General features: G+C 40.3%; 20 protein-coding genes and 1 tRNA gene. 11 read left to right on the top strand and 10 right to left on the bottom strand.

All coding sequences use genetic code 11. From position 1 onward, the window contains the following. The first annotated feature begins 4 nt into the window (after positions 1–4). Complete coding sequence (locus EXH44_RS02415; protein WP_162856118.1) at positions 5–565, top strand: YtfJ family protein; 561 nt, start codon at positions 5–7, stop codon at positions 563–565. A gap of 42 nt (positions 566–607) precedes the next feature. Here EXH44_RS02415 and ruvX read toward each other — a convergent pair whose 3' ends face one another. The 4 genes from ruvX to EXH44_RS02395 all read right to left on the bottom strand — a co-directional run bounded on the left by ruvX (position 608) and on the right by EXH44_RS02395 (position 2,991). After that, positions 608–1,021: a Holliday junction resolvase RuvX gene (ruvX, locus tag EXH44_RS02410; protein ID WP_162856117.1), complete on the bottom strand. Its 414-nt coding sequence runs from the start codon at positions 1,019–1,021 to the stop codon at positions 608–610. After that, positions 1,021–1,578, bottom strand: coding sequence for a YqgE/AlgH family protein (locus EXH44_RS02405; RefSeq protein WP_162856116.1), 558 nt, complete (start codon positions 1,576–1,578; stop codon positions 1,021–1,023). The genes ruvX and EXH44_RS02405 overlap by 1 nt, the downstream gene beginning before the upstream one ends. Continuing rightward, positions 1,579–2,313, bottom strand: coding sequence for a 16S rRNA (uracil(1498)-N(3))-methyltransferase (gene rsmE / locus EXH44_RS02400; protein ID WP_162856115.1), 735 nt, complete (start codon positions 2,311–2,313; stop codon positions 1,579–1,581). It lies immediately after the preceding gene. Positions 2,314–2,403: 90 nt separating this feature from the next. Further along, on the bottom strand, positions 2,404–2,991 hold the full coding sequence (locus EXH44_RS02395) for a YajG family lipoprotein (RefSeq protein WP_162856114.1): 588 nt from the start codon (positions 2,989–2,991) through the stop codon (positions 2,404–2,406). A gap of 82 nt (positions 2,992–3,073) precedes the next feature. On the opposite strand from EXH44_RS02395, the gene EXH44_RS02390 reads away from it, so the two are divergent. Continuing rightward, positions 3,074–3,385: a BolA family protein gene (locus EXH44_RS02390; protein WP_162856113.1), complete on the top strand. Its 312-nt coding sequence runs from the start codon at positions 3,074–3,076 to the stop codon at positions 3,383–3,385. Positions 3,386–3,492: 107 nt separating this feature from the next. Beyond that, positions 3,493–3,582: transfer RNA gene (locus EXH44_RS02385), tRNA-Ser, on the top strand. 148 nt (positions 3,583–3,730) lie between these two features. Here the strand turns inward: EXH44_RS02385 and EXH44_RS02380 are convergent. Both EXH44_RS02380 and EXH44_RS02375 read right to left on the bottom strand, forming a co-directional pair. Then, positions 3,731–4,102 (bottom strand): copper resistance protein NlpE, encoded by a 372-nt coding sequence (locus EXH44_RS02380; RefSeq protein WP_162856112.1) that lies wholly within the window; start codon positions 4,100–4,102, stop codon positions 3,731–3,733. Positions 4,103–4,120: 18 nt separating this feature from the next. Beyond that, on the bottom strand, positions 4,121–4,429 hold the full coding sequence (locus EXH44_RS02375; RefSeq protein ID WP_162856111.1) for a DciA family protein: 309 nt from the start codon (positions 4,427–4,429) through the stop codon (positions 4,121–4,123). 104 nt (positions 4,430–4,533) lie between these two features. On the opposite strand from EXH44_RS02375, the gene secM reads away from it, so the two are divergent. From secM to mutT, 3 genes are all read left to right on the top strand, one after another. Next, positions 4,534–4,854, top strand: a complete 321-nt coding sequence (gene secM, locus EXH44_RS02370) for a secA translation cis-regulator SecM (protein ID WP_162856110.1) — start codon at positions 4,534–4,536, stop codon at positions 4,852–4,854. Positions 4,855–5,016: 162 nt separating this feature from the next. Further along, entirely contained in the window at positions 5,017–7,713 is a 2,697-nt protein-coding gene (gene secA, locus EXH44_RS02365) for a preprotein translocase subunit SecA (RefSeq protein WP_162856109.1), read from the top strand. A 70-nt stretch (positions 7,714–7,783) separates the two neighbouring features. After that, on the top strand, positions 7,784–8,191 hold the full coding sequence (gene mutT / locus EXH44_RS02360) for an 8-oxo-dGTP diphosphatase MutT (protein WP_162856108.1): 408 nt from the start codon (positions 7,784–7,786) through the stop codon (positions 8,189–8,191). 53 nt (positions 8,192–8,244) lie between these two features. Here the strand turns inward: mutT and recN are convergent, their stop codons facing one another. Together recN and EXH44_RS02350 are read right to left on the bottom strand one after the other, a co-directional pair. Then, complete coding sequence (recN, locus tag EXH44_RS02355) at positions 8,245–9,924, bottom strand: DNA repair protein RecN (protein WP_162856107.1); 1,680 nt, start codon at positions 9,922–9,924, stop codon at positions 8,245–8,247. A 99-nt stretch (positions 9,925–10,023) separates the two neighbouring features. After that, positions 10,024–11,211, bottom strand: a complete 1,188-nt coding sequence (locus EXH44_RS02350) for a BaiN/RdsA family NAD(P)/FAD-dependent oxidoreductase (RefSeq protein WP_162856106.1) — start codon at positions 11,209–11,211, stop codon at positions 10,024–10,026. A gap of 71 nt (positions 11,212–11,282) precedes the next feature. Between EXH44_RS02350 and EXH44_RS02345 the strand changes: the two genes are divergently transcribed. From EXH44_RS02345 to purT, 3 genes are all read left to right on the top strand, one after another. Then, positions 11,283–12,221 (top strand): DMT family transporter, encoded by a 939-nt coding sequence (locus tag EXH44_RS02345; protein WP_162856105.1) that lies wholly within the window; start codon positions 11,283–11,285, stop codon positions 12,219–12,221. Next, entirely contained in the window at positions 12,218–14,530 is a 2,313-nt protein-coding gene (locus EXH44_RS02340) for a Tex family protein (RefSeq protein ID WP_162856104.1), read from the top strand. The genes EXH44_RS02345 and EXH44_RS02340 overlap by 4 nt, the downstream gene beginning before the upstream one ends. A gap of 121 nt (positions 14,531–14,651) precedes the next feature. After that, positions 14,652–15,833: a formate-dependent phosphoribosylglycinamide formyltransferase gene (gene purT / locus EXH44_RS02335; RefSeq protein ID WP_162856103.1), complete on the top strand. Its 1,182-nt coding sequence runs from the start codon at positions 14,652–14,654 to the stop codon at positions 15,831–15,833. Positions 15,834–15,877: 44 nt separating this feature from the next. Here purT and EXH44_RS02330 read toward each other — a convergent pair whose 3' ends face one another. Together EXH44_RS02330 and EXH44_RS02325 are read right to left on the bottom strand one after the other, a co-directional pair. Then, the gene (locus tag EXH44_RS02330) at positions 15,878–16,075 is read right to left on the bottom strand and encodes a YnbE family lipoprotein (protein WP_162856102.1); all 198 of its coding nucleotides are present in this window, start codon (positions 16,073–16,075) and stop codon (positions 15,878–15,880) included. Between the two features lie 22 nt (positions 16,076–16,097). Next, positions 16,098–16,427, bottom strand: a complete 330-nt coding sequence (locus EXH44_RS02325; protein ID WP_244238739.1) for a helix-turn-helix domain-containing protein — start codon at positions 16,425–16,427, stop codon at positions 16,098–16,100. 207 nt (positions 16,428–16,634) lie between these two features. Between EXH44_RS02325 and EXH44_RS02320 the strand changes: the two genes are divergently transcribed. Further along, entirely contained in the window at positions 16,635–17,921 is a 1,287-nt protein-coding gene (locus EXH44_RS02320) for a transferrin-binding protein-like solute binding protein (protein ID WP_162856101.1), read from the top strand. 247 nt (positions 17,922–18,168) lie between these two features. Then, positions 18,169–18,648, top strand: a complete 480-nt coding sequence (locus EXH44_RS02315; RefSeq protein ID WP_162856100.1) for an REP-associated tyrosine transposase — start codon at positions 18,169–18,171, stop codon at positions 18,646–18,648. Positions 18,649–18,679 lie beyond the last annotated feature (31 nt).

Below are 18,679 nucleotides of genomic sequence, written 5' to 3'. Positions count from 1 at the left end.
AAAAATGAAAAAAATTGTATTACAAGCGGGTATTTTTAGCTTATTTTTTGCAAATGTCGCCTTAGCGCATAACGTTCAGATCAATCAAACCTTGCCTAATGTCGTAGTTGCACAAGATGGCGAGTTAATTGCCAATGGTAAAAAAGTGGATTATCGTCAATGGCAGTCATCATCTTTAGCAGGAAAAGTGAGAATAGTTCATCATCTTGCGGGCAGAAGTAGTGTGAAAGAAAAAAATCAGCCATTAATGGATGCGATTAAAAATGCAGGTTTTGATCGTGCTAAATATCAAACCACAACGATCATTAATGCCGATGATGCGATTGTTGCCACAGGTGCATTTGTCAAGAGTAGTGCGGAAGATGGCAAGTTAGATAACCCACATTCACAAGTTGTACTTGATCAAAAGGGCAGTGTGAAAAATGCGTGGAAATTAAAAGAAAAAGAGAGCTTTATTGCGGTCTTAGATAAAAATGGCAAAGTGCAATTCACCTCAGAAGGAAAATTATCACCTGCACAGAATCAGCAAGTGATTGATTTAGTGAAAAAATTAATTGCACAATAAGATATGATATGAATGAAATAGGATGCGTGATGCATCCTATTTTTATTGGTTTTCAAACCAACTTTCTAAAATCAGACAAGCAGAAATCGAATCGACTTTATCTTTTTTTAAGGCTTTGAAACCACCCCGAGAAAAAATTTCCGCTTTAGCTTCTACTGTGGTAAGCCGTTCATCTTGCATTTCCACAGGTAAATTGAAACGTCCATTAAGACGGTTTGCGAACTTTTTAGCACGTTGCGTTAAAGGCTGTTCAGTACCATCCATATTGAGTGGTAAACCAACAACCAAGAGATCAGGTTGCCATTCAGCAATCACTTTGCCAATTTGATCCCAATTTGGAATACCATCTTGGGCTTTAAATGCAGGCAGACCTTGTGCCGTACCTGTAATACTTTGTCCGATAGCGCAACCAATACTATTTGTACCGAAGTCAAAGGCAAGAATAGTTTGGCTCATTAGGCTCTCCCTGCTTTTGCGAGAATACCTTCGATGCCAAGTAGCGCATTCGCTTCATTCCAACGATCTAAATAGCCTGTTTCAAATAGAATTTTATTGGAAGCAGGTGCAGTCACCCAATAATTTCGAGCAATTTCTTGTTCTAATTGATCAGCTTTCCAAGTACAACAACCTAAACAAACAATAAAATTCTCTGGCGCATTATCTTTACCGAAGGTATCTAAAATATCTCCAGAAGTGGTTAGCATCAGCTCATCTGCAGTAGGATAACTATGTAAGAACAGTTGATCCGTTGCGGTGTGTAAAATAAATCCCCGTTCTTGCCCAACAGGACCGCCACTCAGCACTAATTGATCTTTCGTATAATTGCGCTCATTTGCCATGAGAAAATCCATTTTAGCGAGTAATTCCATGACGGATAAATCCGTAGGGGAATTAATCATAATCCCCATTGCGCCTTGTTCATTATGCTCGCAGATATAAATCACGGAACGATCAAAATAGTCGTCATTCATATCGGGGGTGGCAATAAGAAATTGACCTTGTAAATTCATCATCTAACTTAAATCTCCATAAAGCAGTTGTAATGCTGTAATGGTCGCAAGAGAAGCAGTTTCCGTTCTTAAAATTCGCTTGCCGAGCAGAACTTCCGTGAAATTTTCCGTTTCTGTCATGGCAATTTCTTCTGGTGATAGCCCGCCTTCAGAACCAATCAGCAATCGAATACCTTCTTTGGGTACGTTAGGCAGAGATTTCAAGGTATATTTGGCTCGTGGATGTAGATTCAGTTTTAACATACCGTCTTGCTCTTTACACCAATCTGTCAATTTCATGATAGGACGAATTTCTGGAATGACGTTACGCCCACATTGTTCACAGGCGGAAATAGCAATTTTTTGCCATTGCTGAATCTTTTTATCTTGGCGTTCACCGTCCAGTTTAACACCACAGCGTTCAGACCATAAAGGTGTGATAGTCGTGACACCGAGTTCAACCGATTTTTGAATGGTAAACTCCATACGATCTCCACGAGAAATCACCTGACCTAAATGGATCGGGAGAGAAGATTCACGATCATCTAATTGACTTTGCGTGATCTTAACGCTGATCTGCTTTTTGCTCACCAGATCAATGATCCCATTAAAAATGTGATTAGAACCATCAAATAAGACAAGCTCATCACCTTCATTCATTCTCAAAACACGTCCAACGTGGTTGGTCGCATCTTCACTTAAAATGCAGTGCTGTTTACCCAATAGTTGTTCTGGGTGATAGATTCTTGGAATTCTCATGTCACTTCTATGTTGAGAGGTTGAAACAAGCGGTGAGATTGCACTCTTTTTTTGCAAAAAAGCACAAAGATCTGACCGCTTGTCTTGGCATTATTTGAATTGGTGAATGGCGTTGCCAACTTCGTTGTCATTGTAGATCGCATAAATTGCATCGTTATAGGCTTGTCCTAGCACTTTATGGATCTCGTTGTTATCTGCACCGAACGCACCTTCATACCCACGTGATGTATTAAAGTTTTTCGCAAAGTTACCACGAGCACCTTGTACCACGACTTCAACATTCACATTGGCGGTGACTTTATAGCGAAGGTTGCCTTGCTCAACATCGGCAAAGAATTTACGAATGTTCACAATGACGTTCGCATTACCTGCACCGTTAACCACGGTAAAACCTTTGCTATTTAAGTTTTGTTGCATCGCTTGTTGGAAAAGTTGTGTCACGCTTGGCACTGCGGTTAAGCGATTCACATTTCCTGCACTGGTATAGCTTGCCACTTCCGCTGAAGTACGTAAGTCTTGTGTGCTAACGTTAACTAATGCAGTTTGATTGTTGGTATTAAACATTGCTGTTGGTGCAGGTGTGGTAAATGTCAGCGTATTAGACTGGCTTTGACAACCTGCAAGGAGCGCAGTAGTTAAGGTTGTTACGGCTAAAATCACTTTTTTATTTAATTTCATGATAGATTCCTTCGTTATGTGAGTAGAAATGTATTAAAGTATAGTATCATCTGCAAAAATTGCCAAATAGGAGAGAATAAAAATGTCAGTTGAACAGATTATTGTGACAAAATTGCAAGCGCAATTTGCGCCAGAAGCCCTTTATATTGAAAACGAAAGCCATCGCCATAGTTCTGGACGAGGGGCTGAGTCGCATTTCAAAGTGACCATGGTGACAGACTTCTTTAAAGGTAAGCGAGCCGTTGCTCGTCACCAAGCGGTTTATGCCTGTTTAGCCGAAGAATTACAAAATGGCGTTCATGCATTAGCGTTACATCTTTATACCCCTGAAGAGTGGGCGGATAGAGACGAACAAATTCCAGCGTCTACAAATTGTCTAGGGCATGGGCACTAATTAAATTATTTTTCTTAATGAAGAAAATACTTGATTAGACTGTAAAAAATCAGTATAGTTCACATGTCTTTCAAATGTGCATTTTAATGCACATTTTTTATTGATTCGGTGAGATGTCCGAGTGGTTGAAGGAGCACGCCTGGAAAGCGTGTATATGGGAAACTGTATCGAGGGTTCGAATCCCTCTCTCACCGCCATTCAGTATTAGAGAGATTCCTTACTGTTTTCATAGATATTTCCTTGGTTAAGTTAAAGTATTTATACTTTTTTAGTTTTATCCCTAAACGAAAGTTTAGGGATTTTTTTATCTCTAAAAACAAAAGGCATCTTGCGATGCCTAGTGAATTATTTTGCTACTTTCTGTAATTTGTAGTTGTGTTGGCTTTTGATTGTATTACCTGATGCATCACAAAATTCAACAAAGGTATCAGCAACTTTCAATGCTAAGTTATCTGAGTTTGTTAAACGAATTACGCCAGATTTGTTACTATCCCAAGTATAAGTACCTTTTTCAGTAAAGGGATGCTGTTCTTTGTTTTTGAAGTAAACGGTATTGTATTGATAGGTTTTATCACTGTTTAATACTAATTCAGCTTCAATTTTCTCACAATCTGCGCATGGTAATGTGCCTTGATAGGTGCCAGAAACATTTTTCTGTGGCAACATAGAACAAGCACTTAACATTGCAACAAGAGTAGCGAATGCGATTTTTTTCATTGTAATATCCTCTTTCGTTTAAACAGATTTAAAGTTTGGATTTACCTTAAATTGTAATTCCGTCACTTGTGGAAAATCTGTTTGAATAAGTTTAAGCAAAGAAGTTTGCTGTAACAATAATCCTTGGCGAATCGTAGCATTTTGTACTTCGAATGTCAGTAGATTATCGGATAAATTTAAAATTCGGTAAAAATGGCGATATTGCTCTGGCAACAAATGCTGAATTTTTTGATTCAATGCATTTAGCTCATTCGCTCGTTGGACAATTTTAGTCAGACTAGAGTTCTGCAAAATTTCATGGATATTTTTAGTTGTTGAATTTTTCATCTTTTATGCATTTATCTCTTGTTTTTAATGAGTTTGCCCCAATTAACCAAGCCATTCTACAAAAATTGTCGTATAATCAACATTATTTTTTTATTGAGTTCTAAATGAATTTTTTTCGTCACTTTCATAAACCTGCATTTTTATCGCAATTCCTACTAGGGATCGTTGCGATTTTTGCGTTGCCTACGGTTCAGCCGTTAGCAAATGAAAGTGAAACATTGCCTACAAATCAGCTTGTATTACGTTTAAGTGATTTTTCTTCAGTTCAAAAAGTTGAGCTAGAATCGGCACATTTATTACATTTAGAACAACAACCTCTCATTATTCCAACAAAACAAGCGGTGGTTTTTTGCGAATTTTTTGCAAAATCATACCGTTTGTATCAAGTGTCAAATCCGCCGATTAGGGCTGGACCAACAGCGTAATTCTTTTCTCTTTCTTCCCCCGTTTATAAGGGAAGACGGAAGGGGGTTAAAGTTTCACTAAATCCCCCCCCCTCAGCCTTCGGCAGCTCCCCCCGCAAGCAGGGGGAGCGGAAATTCGTTACTAATATTTATTACATTATATTTTTATTGGAAAAAATTGATATGTTTACAAAATTAATGACCGCTATTTTTGGTAGTAGCAATGATCGTACTTTACGCCGTTTAAACAAGCGTGTCGCACAAATTAACCGTTTAGAAGCTGAATTTGAAAAATTAACCGATGAACAATTACAAGCAAAAACCGCTGAATTTAAACAACGTTTAGCGGAAGGAGCAACCTTAGACAGTTTATTACACGAAGCCTTTGCCACTGTGCGTGAAGCGAGTAAACGTGTGTTAGGTATGCGTCATTTCGATGTGCAGTTAATCGGCGGTATGGTGCTGACCGAACGTAACATTGCAGAAATGCGTACGGGTGAAGGTAAAACTTTAACTGCCACCTTACCTTGTTACTTAAATGCCTTGACGGGTAAAGGGGTTCACGTTGTGACGGTGAATGACTACTTGGCTCGTCGTGATGCGGAAACTAACCGCCCGTTATTTGAGTTTTTAGGCATGACCGTTGCGGTGAATATTCCGGGGCTTCCGTCCGATGTTAAACGTCAAGCCTATTTGGCGGACATTACTTATGCAACGAACAGTGAGCTTGGCTTTGACTATCTGCGTGATAATTTGGCTCACTCAAAAGAAGAACGTTTCCAACGTCCGCTACACTATGCGTTAGTAGATGAAGTGGACTCGATTTTAATTGATGAAGCGCGTACCCCGTTAATCATTTCAGGTCCAGCGGAAGATGCGACACAAATTTATCAAGCGATTGATAAGGTTATTCCGCATTTAATTGCGCAAGATAAAGAAGATACCGAAGAATACACGGGCGATGGCGATTTCACTCTTGATCTGAAAAGCAAACAAGCCCACTTGACCGAGCGTGGTCAGGTGAAAGTCGAAAATATTTTGACGGAAATGGGCTTAATGCACGAAGGGGAAAGCCTTTATCACCCAGCTCGTATTAGCTTATTACACCACGTTTATGCGGCATTACGCGCCCACAAGCTGTTTGAAGTGAATGTCGATTATATCGTGAAAGATGGCGAGATCGTGATCATTGACGAACATACCGGTCGTACAATGGCTGGTCGTCGTTGGTCAGATGGTTTACATCAAGCGATTGAAGCTAAAGAAGGGGTAAACATTCAGGGCGAAAACCAAACTGTTGCCTCTATCACTTATCAAAACTACTTCCGTCTGTATGAAAAATTAGCTGGTATGACGGGAACAGCGGACACCGAAGCCTTTGAGTTCCAACAAATCTACGGCTTAGATACCGTGGTGATCCCGACTAACCGCCCGATGATCCGTGACGACAAAACCGATTTAATGTTTAAGAGCGAACCAGAGAAATTCCAAGCGGTGATTAAGGATATTCAGGATTGTATGGCTCGTAATCAGCCTGTATTAGTCGGTACGATTTCGATTGAAAAATCAGAAGCACTGTCAGAAGCACTAAAACAGGCAGGTATTCCGCATAAAGTATTGAATGCCAAATTCCACGCACAAGAAGCGGAAATCGTTGCCGACGCAGGTTATCCGGGGGCAGTTACTATTGCTACAAATATGGCTGGTCGTGGTACGGATATTGTGCTTGGCGGTAACTGGAAAGCAGAAATTGCAAAATTAGAAAACCCAACCCAAGAGCAAATTGACGAGATCAAAGCAAAATGGCAAGAGCGTCACGACATTGTAATGCAAGCGGGTGGTTTACACATTATCGGTACAGAACGCCACGAATCTCGTCGTATCGACAACCAGTTGCGTGGTCGTTCAGGCCGTCAAGGTGACCCTGGTTCATCACGTTTCTACCTGTCATTAGATGATGCCTTAATGCGAATTTACCTCAATGAAGGTAAGCTCAATATGATGCGCAAAGCCTTTACCGAAGAAGGCGAAGCAATGGAATCGAAATTGCTGACTAAAGTGATTGCTTCAGCTCAAGCAAAAGTAGAAGCACACAACTTTGACGGACGTAAACAGCTTCTACAATACGATGATGTCGCAAACGAACAACGTAAAGCGATTTACGAGCAACGTAACTACTTACTTGAAACCGACGATATTTCAGCGATGATCAACACCGTGCGTGAAGATGTGTTTAATGCGGTAATTGACCAGTATATTCCACCTCAATCGATCGAAGAAATGTGGGACGTTCCAGCATTAGAGAACCGCTTGAAACAAGAATTTGGTATGGATCTGCCGATTGTGAAATGGTTGGATGAAGAGAGCGATTTACACGAAGATACGTTGCGTGAACGTATCATCAACATTGCTAAAGAGCAGTATCAAGCGAAGGAAGCGATGGTGGGTGCAGAAGTCATGCGTAGTTTTGAAAAAGGCGTGATGTTACAAAACCTTGATGAACTTTGGAAAGAGCATTTATCCGCAATGGATTACTTACGCAAAGGGATTCACTTACGTGGTTATGCCCAAAAAGATCCTAAGCAAGAGTATAAAAAAGAGTCTTTTGCAATGTTCACCAATATGCTTGATCAGCTGAAATCAAACGTCATTAGCGTGTTAAGCCGTATTCAAGTCCGTAGCCAAGAAGAAGTTGAGCAGGCGGAACGTGAGCGTTTAGCTCATGCGGAAGAAGAAAGCGCGCATTACCATGCCGAAGGTGAAGCGGAAAGCGGTGAAGAGAATTATGAAAATTTGAATATCGGACGCAATGAACCTTGCCCATGTGGCTCTGGTAAGAAATACAAACATTGCCATGGTAACAAAGCAAAATATGCATAATTAACAAGCGGTCAGATTGGTAAAATATTTTACGGATCTGACCGCTTGATTTAAAGAGAAAGGAATTGATATGTCTAAACCTATAATTCAAGTTTCAGCAGGTATTATCCGTAATGAATTTGGGCAGATTTATTTAACACAACGCCTTGAAGGGCAAGACTTTGCGCAATCGTTAGAATTCCCTGGTGGAAAAGTAGATAGCAATGAAACCCCAGAAGATGCATTAAGACGAGAGCTAGAAGAAGAAATTGGTATTCATGTTTTAAGTGCCTTTCCTTATGAGCATTTCAAGTTTGAATACCCGACAAAAGTCATTGAGTTTTTCTTCTACCTTGTTGAAGAATGGGTGGGTGAACCTTTTGGGCGTGAAGGGCAAGAAGGCTTCTGGATTGAACAAGCTGAGTTAGAAGAAGGGCAGTTCCCGCCAGCAAATGCTGATTTAATTCGTAAACTAAAAACAGAAGTACTACATAAATAGCAGACTTCTGTTTCGTATTTTAGTAGGGATAGCGAGAGTGCTATCCCATTGTTTTATGCTGTCTCAGCCAAATCTAACATTTCCTGTGCATTCGCTAACACCGCATCGGTAATTTTTTCCCCCCCTAACAATCGGGCTAAGGCTTTTACTCGTTCTTTTGGTGTCAGCAAGCTCATTTTGGTTTCTGTTTGATTATTTTCAACTTGTTTTTGCACGTTAAAATGATGATTACCGTGACTTGCCACTTGTGGTAAATGGGTCACACATAACACTTGGCATTTTTTACCCAACTGGCGTAATAATCTGCCGACCACCGTTGCCGTTGGTCCGCTGATCCCAACATCGACTTCATCGAAAATAATCGTTGGCGTTGAAAGTTTATTCGCCGTCAAAACTTGCACAGCAAGGGAAATCCGTGATAATTCACCGCCAGAAGCAATTTTAGCTAATGGTTGTGCATTTTGCCCTAAGTTACTGCGAAGATTAAATTCAACGAAATCTGCGCCATTTGCGGATAATTTGTCGAGATTATGCTGAATATCAATGAAAAATTCGCCGTTTTCCATTGCTAATTGTTTGATCTGTTTGGTCACTTGGGCTGACAGTTTTTGCCCTGCATCTACCCGCTTGTGATAAATTTTTTCTGCTAATTCAACACATTGTTGATAGGCTTGTTTCTCGTCTGCAATTAACTGTTCTTCATTTTCCGCAAAATCTAATAAGGTTTGTAGCTCTTGTTTTAAATCTAAATGTTTTTGCCATAGCTTATCAGGGCTAATGTGATGTTTGCGAGCCAGTTGCATTGTTTGGCTAATGCGTTGATCTAATTCATTTAATAGCTCAGGATCTTGCTCAATTTTATTGGCAAGATGATTAATTTCAGAACTGGCTTCCTGTACTTGAATTAAGGCTTCATTGAGCATTTCTAATGCTGATTGATATTGGCTATCCACTTCAACTAACGCTTCCAAATCTCGAATAGCACGATAGAGCATGGTGTCCACATTGGCATCATCATCACTTAACAAATTCAATACAGATTGTGAGAGCTCCGTTAATTGCTCGGAATTCGCAAGGCGAGCGTGATCTTCTTCGAGTTGCTCAAATTCCCCTTCTTTAATCGCAAATTCATCGAGTTCTTCCACTTGATATTGCAAAAGCTGTTTGCGTGCTTCATTCTCTTGGCATTGTTGATGGAAATTTTTCACCTGCTTATGCAATTTTCGCCAACAATGATATTGCGTTGTCATTTCCGCTAATAAGGGGTGTAAATTGGCATAATTATCCACCACTTCAAGCTGATACTCACTTTTCAGTAAGAGCTGTGGAGCGTGCTGACCATTCAAATGAATAAGATATTGCCCAAGCTCTCGCAGTTGCGAAACAGGGATTGGGTGATTATTGACAAAGGCTTTGGAACGCCCTTCTTGATTAATCATACGGCGTAAAATGCACTCTTGTGGATTATCTTCATCGAGTAGCTCGTGTTCCTTTAACCATAAATACGCAGGGCTAGTCGGTTGCATTGAAAATGTCGCCGAAATATCTGCCTTATCTGCACCGTTACGGATCATCGAACTTTCAGAACGATAGCCTAAGCATAAGCCCAGAGCGTCAATCCCGATAGACTTACCTGCCCCTGTTTCTCCTGTAATCACGGACATTCCTTCATTTAATTCAAGGGTTAGGTGACGAACAATCGCAAAATTATTGATGGTTAATTGAGTTAGCATAAAAAATACCCATACAAGATACTGTATGGGTACATAGTAAACCTGTTTTTATAAACAGTAAATAGGAGTTGCAAAATTTTTTATTAATCTGACCGCTTGTTACTTTTCTAAAATACTTTCCGCACAAGCAAACGCCGATGACCACGCCCATTGGAAATTATAACCACCAAGCCAGCCTGTTACATCAAGCACTTCACCGATAAAATATAGCCCCTGAACGTTTTTCGCTTCCATTGTTTTGGATGAAATATAATCGGTATCAACGCCACCCATTGTGACTTCAGCGGTACGGTATCCTTCGGTGCCGTTGGGTAAAAACTGCCAGTGATGAATAAAGTGATCTAAAAAGGCAAGATCAGCTTTGTTCAGTTGAGCGATGATCTGATCTTTGATCATCTGTTGCTCAATCCACAGTTCGACTAGTTTTTTCGGTAAATATCGAGATAATACGGTTTTTAACTGCAATTTCGGCGAAGATTGACGCAGTTCGTTCAAAATATCAAGGATAGAGGCGGATGGCAGTAAATCAATTTCCACCGTTTCACCCAAATCCCAGTAGTTTGAAATTTGTAGAATAGCAGGTCCTGATAAGCCACGATGGGTAAACAACATTTGATTGCTAAAGGTTTTATTGCGGTTGCTTACGCTAACGGGTAAAGCGATACCGGATAAAGTGGCGAAGATCTTATCACTCTCTTTCCAAGTAAACGGCACAAGGCTTGCACGAACAGGGATAACGGGAATACCGAACTGCTCGGCAATTTTATAACCGAATGGGCTTGCCCCTAAGCCTGCCATTGACAAACCGCCTGTGGCAATAATCAGATTTTCCGTCTGGTAGCTTTCGCAAGCGGTCTGAATGTGGAAAAAATTTGCAGATTTTTCGATGGAACTGACCGCTTGTCGAAGCTGAATATCCACGTTGCCTTTCTCACATTCAGCTTGTAGCAGATCGACAATCTGTTGCGAACTTTCGTCACAGAACAGTTGCCCCAACTCTTTTTCGTGATAACAAATGCCATAGCTTGCCACAAGGGAAATAAAATCCCAGTTGGTATAGCGAGCCAGTGCTGACTTGACGAAATGGCGATTTTGGCAAATATAATGGTTGGGAGTGACATCTAAATTGGTGAAATTACAAAAGCCACCGCCCGACATTAAAATCTTTCGTCCGATTTTTTTGCCGTTATCCAGCACCAGTACCGATTTTCCCCCTTGTCCAATCTGTGCTGCACAAAATAAACCTGTCGCCCCAGCACCGATGATAATTGCATCAAATTGTTTCATATCGCCCTTTTTATTTGAAATTAGTGTGGTTACCGCTAAAATAGCGTATCTCTCGCTATTTTATACCGATTATGTTAAAAAATCCCCTGATCCTTAATCTTCTTTATGTGCTTGCCATTGGATTAAACATTGTCTTTCTTCGCTATTTCAGTCTACATATTGATGCGTTAAACAATAATGGGGTACGGTTTACGGTGGGCGGATTGGTGTTATTCGGATTAATTTGGTTAAAGCACCGCTATGATTTCCGTAAATTAATCGAAAAACCTAAATTAGCCCTGATTGGTGTGCTAATGGGCGTGATGATGTGCGGCAATATGTACTTTTGGCTGAAAGGTGTGGCATTAACGAATGCAGTGACAGCCTCTGTTTCTGGGGTTTTGGCGATGCCCTTTGGGATCGCTGTCGCTGGAATCTTCTTCCAAGATGAACGGCAAAAGCTCAAAAATAAAACCTTTTGGTTCGGGAGTTTATTGACGATTTTAGGAGCATTAGGCTTTGTCTGGTATGGCAAACAGATCGAAGTAGGGGAATATTTTCTACTGGGTTCTTTTTTCTTATTGCTCTCTATTTTAATCCGAAACGTACAAAATTTAATGGTGAAATTTGTGAATAATCAGATAAATGTTTTCACGTTAAGTTTTCTCACCTCATTTACTGCAGGTATATTAAGCCTCTTATTTAGCCAACAAAGTGGCAAATTATCCGAACTTAGTCAGATTTCCACGTTCTTATTAGTTAGTTTGATTTTAGTCGGTATTTATGCGATAGGCGCTGGCATGGTTCTCACTTTCCATGTAATTCAGCAACAAGGCATTATCACTTACCAAGTGCTTGAATTACTGATGCCTATTTCGACCGCATTTATTGCTTATCTGTTGTTGGGTGAAACTATTTCCCCCATGCAGTTTGTTTTTGCAGGGATTGTAATTGTCGGCGCAAGTATGGCGTTAAATATAGTCCCTTTTTATAAAAAATCCTCATTTAATAAAGGAAGTAACAAACAATGACTGATGTTTTAAACCACCAAATCAGCCAAATTATTGCCGCAGAATTAGCGGTACGATCTGAACAAATTTTTGCAGCGATGACCTTACTTGATGAGGGGAATACTATTCCATTTATCGCCCGTTATCGTAAAGAAGTAACAGGTGGATTGGATGATACTCAACTTCGCCATTTTGAAACACGTTTGCTCTATTTGCGTGAGCTAAACGACCGCCGTCAAACTATTTTGAAATCCATTGAAGAGCAAGGCAAGCTCACCGATGAACTGCGTGAAAAAATTGAACAAACGCAGAGTAAAACGGAGCTTGAAGATCTCTATTTGCCGTATAAACCAAAACGCCGTACTCGTGGGCAAATTGCGATTGAAGCAGGGCTTGAACCGTTGGCTGACAGTCTTTGGAACGATCCTAGCCAAGTGCCTGAAACAGTCGCTGAAGCCTATGTAGATGCAGAAAAAGGTGTGGCAGATGTGAAATCTGCACTTGATGGGGCAAGATATATTTTGATGGAACGTTTTTCCGAAGATGCAGATCTGCTTGCAAAATTACGTCAATATCTGACCGCTAATGCCACTCTTGAAGCGAAGGTGATTGAAGGTAAGGAAGAAGAAGGCGAGAAATTCCGTGACTATTTTGCTCACAGTGAGCCGTTGAAAAATGTGCCGTCACACCGTGCATTAGCGATGTTCCGTGGGCGTAATGAAGGTATTTTGTCGCTCAATTTGAATGCTGATCCTGATGCGGAAGAAGGTAGCCGTTCAAGTTATTGTGAAGAGATTATTCGTGAGCATTTAGGTGTACAACTTCGCCAGCAACCAGCAGACAGTTGGCGTTCGCAGGTGATTGCGTGGACGTGGAAAATCAAAGCGTTGTTACACCTTGAAACGGAATTAATGGGGGCATTGCGAGAAAAAGCGGAAGAAGAAGCAATTGATGTATTTGCGCGTAATTTATCCGCATTATTAATGGCTGCACCGGCAGGGGCAAGAAATACGATGGGATTAGACCCAGGTTTGCGTACTGGGGTGAAAGTGGCTGTGGTAGATAATACGGGCAAATTATTAGATACCGCCACGATTTATCCGCATACGGGACAGATGGACGCAGCAATGGTGACCATTTATAAGCTGATTAAACAGCATAATGTTGATTTAATTGCGATTGGTAACGGCACGGCTTCTCGTGAAACGGAGCGTTTTGCCAAAGAAGTGATTAAAGAGATCAAAGAGAATAAACCGCAAACCGTGGTGGTAAGTGAAGCAGGGGCATCGGTTTATTCGGCTTCAGAATTAGCGGCAGCAGAGTTCCCTGAGCTTGATGTATCCTTGCGTGGTGCGGTGTCGATTGCTCGCCGTTTGCAAGATCCGTTGGCGGAATTGGTGAAAATTGAACCTAAAGCGATTGGCGTAGGGCAATATCAGCACGATGTTAATCAGTCACAACTGGCGCGTAAACTTGATGCGGTGGTCGAAGATTGTGTAAATGCGGTGGGTGTGGACTTAAATACCGCTTCTGCACCATTGCTTGCGCGTGTGGCGGGTATGACGAAAACCTTGGCTCAAAATATTGTGGCTTACCGTGATGAAAATGGGCGTTTTAATTCTCGTTCTGACCTGAAAAAAGTCGCTCGCTTAGGACCAAAAGCCTTTGAGCAGTGTGCTGGTTTTATGCGAATTTTAGGCGGAAAAAATCCGCTTGATGCCTCAAGTGTTCACCCAGAAGCCTATCCTGTGGTGGAAAAAATCTTACAGGCAACCGCTTCTACCTTGGGTGAGTTGATGGGGAACTCAACGAAAATTCATAGTTTGAATGCCAAAGATTTTGTTGATGAACAGTTTGGCTTGCCAACGGTAAACGATATTTTCAAAGAACTTGAAAAGCCGGGGCGTGACCCTCGTGGTGAGTTCAAAACGGCGATCTTTATGGACGGCGTAGAAGAAATCAGCGATTTGAAAGTCGGTATGATTTTAGAAGGCACTGTCACTAACGTAACGAACTTCGGCGCGTTTGTGGATATTGGCGTTCATCAAGACGGTTTAGTGCATATTTCAATGTTGTCGAACAGCTTTGTTGAAGATCCGCACCAAGTGGTGAAAACGGGTGACGTAGTCAAAGTGAAGGTATTAGAAGTTGATGTGGCTCGTAAGCGTATTGCCTTAACGATGCGTTTGGACGATAAACCAACGGATAAACGTGATACAAGCGGTGAGAAACGCAAAGAATTTGGCAAATCCGACCGCTCGCAAAAGCCTGAACGTCAAAGTTTTGGTAACAATGCTTTTGCAGATGCGTTGAAGGGGTGGAAAAAGTAATCTACTGCTAGTAGTTAGGACAAAGTGGTTTCACTTTGTCCTTTTTTCTTACAAAAAAACTAAACGCAAACGTTTGCTTTTGTTATAATGCGACTAAATTCTCAATAAAAGGAACACAATTATGACAACATTAGGCACACCATTAACGGCAAAAGCAACCAAAGTGATGATGCTTGGCTCTGGTGAATTAGGTAAAGAAGTAGTGATTGAATTACAGCGTTTAGGCGTGGAAGTCATTGCTGTCGATCGCTATGAGAATGCTCCAGCTCAACAAGTGGCACATCGTGCCTATACGATTTCAATGTTAGACGGCAAGGCATTACGTGAATTGGTTGAAAAAGAGAAACCTGATTTTATTGTGCCTGAAGTTGAAGCGATTGCGACCGATATCTTAGTAGAACTTGAACAAGAAGGCTATAACGTTATTCCTACGGCAAAAGCGACCAAACTTACAATGAACAGAGAAGGCATTCGTCGTTTGGCAGCAGAAGAATTAGGACTAAAAACATCCCCTTATCGTTTTGTGGATAGCTTTGAGCAATTTACTCAAGCTATTCACGAAATCGGCATTCCTTGTGTCGTGAAGCCAATTATGTCGTCATCTGGACACGGGCAGAGTGTTGTAAAATCCGAAGCGGATATTCAACAAGCGTGGGATTATGCACAACAAGGTGGGCGAGCAGGTAGCGGTCGAGTGATTGTAGAAGGCTTTATCCAATTTGATTATGAAATTTCCTTACTGACTGTTCGCCATATTCACGGTACTTCTTTTTTAGCTCCGATTGGTCATATCCAAATTGATGGCGATTATCGTGAATCTTGGCAGCCGCAAGTGATGTCTGAAACTGCACTGAAAAAAGCACAAGATGTGGCTGAAAAAATTACCACCGCATTAGGTGGACGGGGTATTTTCGGGGTTGAACTCTTTATTTGTGGTGATGAAGTCATTTTCAACGAAGTATCACCACGTCCGCATGATACAGGTATGGTAACGCTGATTTCCCAAGAATTATCTGAATTTGCCCTACACGCCCGTGCGATTTTGGGTTTACCAATTCCTGAGATTACTTTAATCAGTCCTTCAGCTTCAAAAGCTATTGTGGTGGAAGGAAAATCAACTCAAGTGACCTTCGGTAATTTAGAAAAGGTGTTAGCCGAGCCACATACCAACATACGCTTATTCGGTAAAGGGGAAGTGAACGGGCATCGTCGTTTAGGAGTGATTTTGGCTCGTGATGAAAATGTCGAAAAAGCCCTTGAAAAAGTGAGATGTGCTTACGATAAATTGGAAGTTAATTTGTAAAAAATTAAGAGAAAGTGACCGCTTGTTGAGCTTTCAATAAGCGGTTACTTTTTGGCTTCTGTATTATCAATAGTTTTGATCACCGCTCTGGACTTCTCATCCATCTGCACTTCAATTTTGTGATCCAGCACCACATTCATATTAATCGTAATGCCTTCAGGCGGTGTTTCAAGCTGTACTTTAGGTGTACAAGCGGTTAGATTTAAACAAAAAATTGCAAAAAGGGAGTATATGACTTTCATTCTTTAGGGGATTTGGTCTTATTTAATCATCTTTTTTCTTTAATAACGAAATAATCTCTTTCAATGCTGAAATTTCTTCATTTTTCTGAGCTAACATTTCATCTTTATGGGCAATGGTGAGCTTTAGTTTCTCGATTTCGGCGGTAAGGTTTTCTGGGTTTCCATAATAGTTAGTATTATTGGCGTGCTCATTCATTAAAAATAGAACACCTTTCCCTTCACTATTCATTAGTTCTAATACATCAATATTAAAAATTTGAGCGATTTGTTCAAGTTTATGCAAATTGAGCTTGGTTTCACCACGTTCAATTTTAGCGTAACCGTTGGTGGACATATTCATTTTTTCAGCCATTTCTTCCTATGACCACTGGTTCATTTCACGCACCATACGGATTTTCTCATTTACACTCACAAATCATTCCTCTCTTTCTTTTTCCACCCACAAATTGAGTAGATTCACTACACAATTTGTTGTTGGTATAATACAAATACCTACTTTAGAATAGTTCGTATTTTACACATATTTTACTTAAATAACACATTAAAATGAGGGCTTTCTATGCGTTTGTCAGTTAAAACAACAGCAATGGCGATTTTAGTTTCATTAGGTGTAACAGCTTGTAGTTCAGGCGGTGGCGGCTCATCTGCGTCGAATGATAACCCCGAACAGGCAAAGCAAATTGAAGTTTTGAAAAAACAGGTTGAAGCCGAGCGACAAGCGGTTAAATCCGCGCAGGATAATGCAAACCAAGCGTCTGAAAAAGTAAAAGCAAGTGAAGCAGCTAAAGCAAAGGCGGAGGCTGAATTGGCAAAAGCACAGCAAGCTTTAAAAGATGCTGAAAATGCAACTGCAGAAGAAAAAGCGAAAGCTCAAGCTGCGGCAGAAAAAGCCACGCAAGATTTAGCGGCAGCACAACAAGCGGTTAAAGATGCCGAGACCGCAACCACAGCAGAGCAAGCAAAAGCGCAAGCGGCGGCAGATAAAGCGGCTCAAGATTTAGCAGCAGCACAACAAGCGGTTAAAGATGCCAAAGCAGCAACAGCAGCAGAGCAAGCCAAAGCTCAAGCGGCTGCAGATAAAGCTGCTCAAGAGTTAGCAATAGCTCAACAAGATGTAGAAAAAGCAAAAGCTGAATTAGCAAAATTACAAGAAAAACAACTTTATTGGGACTCTACTTGGCGTTATTTAGGGGGAAATGAACCAAATGTCTCACAACGAGTAACAATTGGTAGAAGTTCAGTAAAAATAGATCTTTCTAAATATCCAGAATCAGATGATGTAAGACAAATTGATGTTGTTAATGATGATGGTATAAATGTTGGAAAAGCATATTTTATTAACCAAGCATATTCAAGTTATGAGCAATTTATTCCTGAAAATGTATCTTTTGATACTCCATACTGGTCAGGCAATGATTTTGTATTTATCCCAACGGATGCAAACAAATCATCAGCCATTCAAAATCAAATTACTGCAACTTATACGGGATTAGCACTAGATCGTAACTATAACAATGATAGTGATCGTAGTGGATCGGTAACCAAAGCTAAGTTTTCTTTAACTGCTGATTTTGCTCAAAATACGGTAGAAGGGGCTATTACTGAACGTGAGAATGGGCGTGCGGATATCCAGTTAGAACAAGGCGTTATTGGTTCGTCAGTCGCTAATCAATATATCGATATGCCATATATGGGATTTAGTGGGGTAGCTAAAACGACAAGAAAGAGTGGCGGAATCCGAACTGGTGAGTATATTGGATTCTTTGCTGGTCCTGATGCTGAAGAAGTCGTAGGTTCTGTTAATAACCTTGGCGGACAAACATCTTTTGGTGGAAAACGCCAATAGTTGATCGTAGGGGCGGGGTTTATCCCCGCCCGTTGTAATATATTTTTTGTATAAGATAAATTGTCTGTTACATTCGAATATTGGCTTAACCAACGATTACAAAGTAACGGGCGGGGATAAACCCCGCCCCTACGAACATTTCTTGCTAATTTTGTGATGAGAATCGAAAAAATAAATTTTCTTTCTAGACACGAGGCTATAAATAAGTCAAATTTTTATTTCTTATTACCATTATAGAAAGAAAAATATGACTACAAATTATCCTCGTCGTAGAAATAATATGAGATTAGCACATTATGATTACTCTCAATATGGCTGTTATTTCGTAACAATATGCACTAAGAATAAACAGCATATATTTGGAGAAATTATAAATGGAAAAGTGAGTCTAAATGAAATTGGTATATTTATTGATTTATCATTAAATAAACTAATAGACCTTTATCCTAATAGTAAAATCCCCAAATATGTAATTATGCCAAATCATTTACATTTTATTTGGTTTAATCAAGATAATGCTAATTTATCTGATGTAGTAAGAATATTTAAAGGTATTACGACCAAATACTATCGAGATAAAATGAATAAAGAAATTAAAATATATCAGCCCTTATGGCAAAGAAGTTTCTATGAACATATCATTCGCAATGAAGAAGACTTTATTAGAATTTGGGAATATATTGATAATAATCCGTTGCAATGGCATTTAGACCGTTTTTATAAATGATATTCAGAAAAAATTTCGTGGGGGTGGGGTT

The organism is Actinobacillus indolicus (genome assembly GCF_004519515.1).
Lineage (GTDB): Bacteria > Pseudomonadota > Gammaproteobacteria > Enterobacterales > Pasteurellaceae > Glaesserella > Glaesserella indolica_A.
This window is presented reverse-complemented; position numbering and strand designations above follow the sequence as displayed.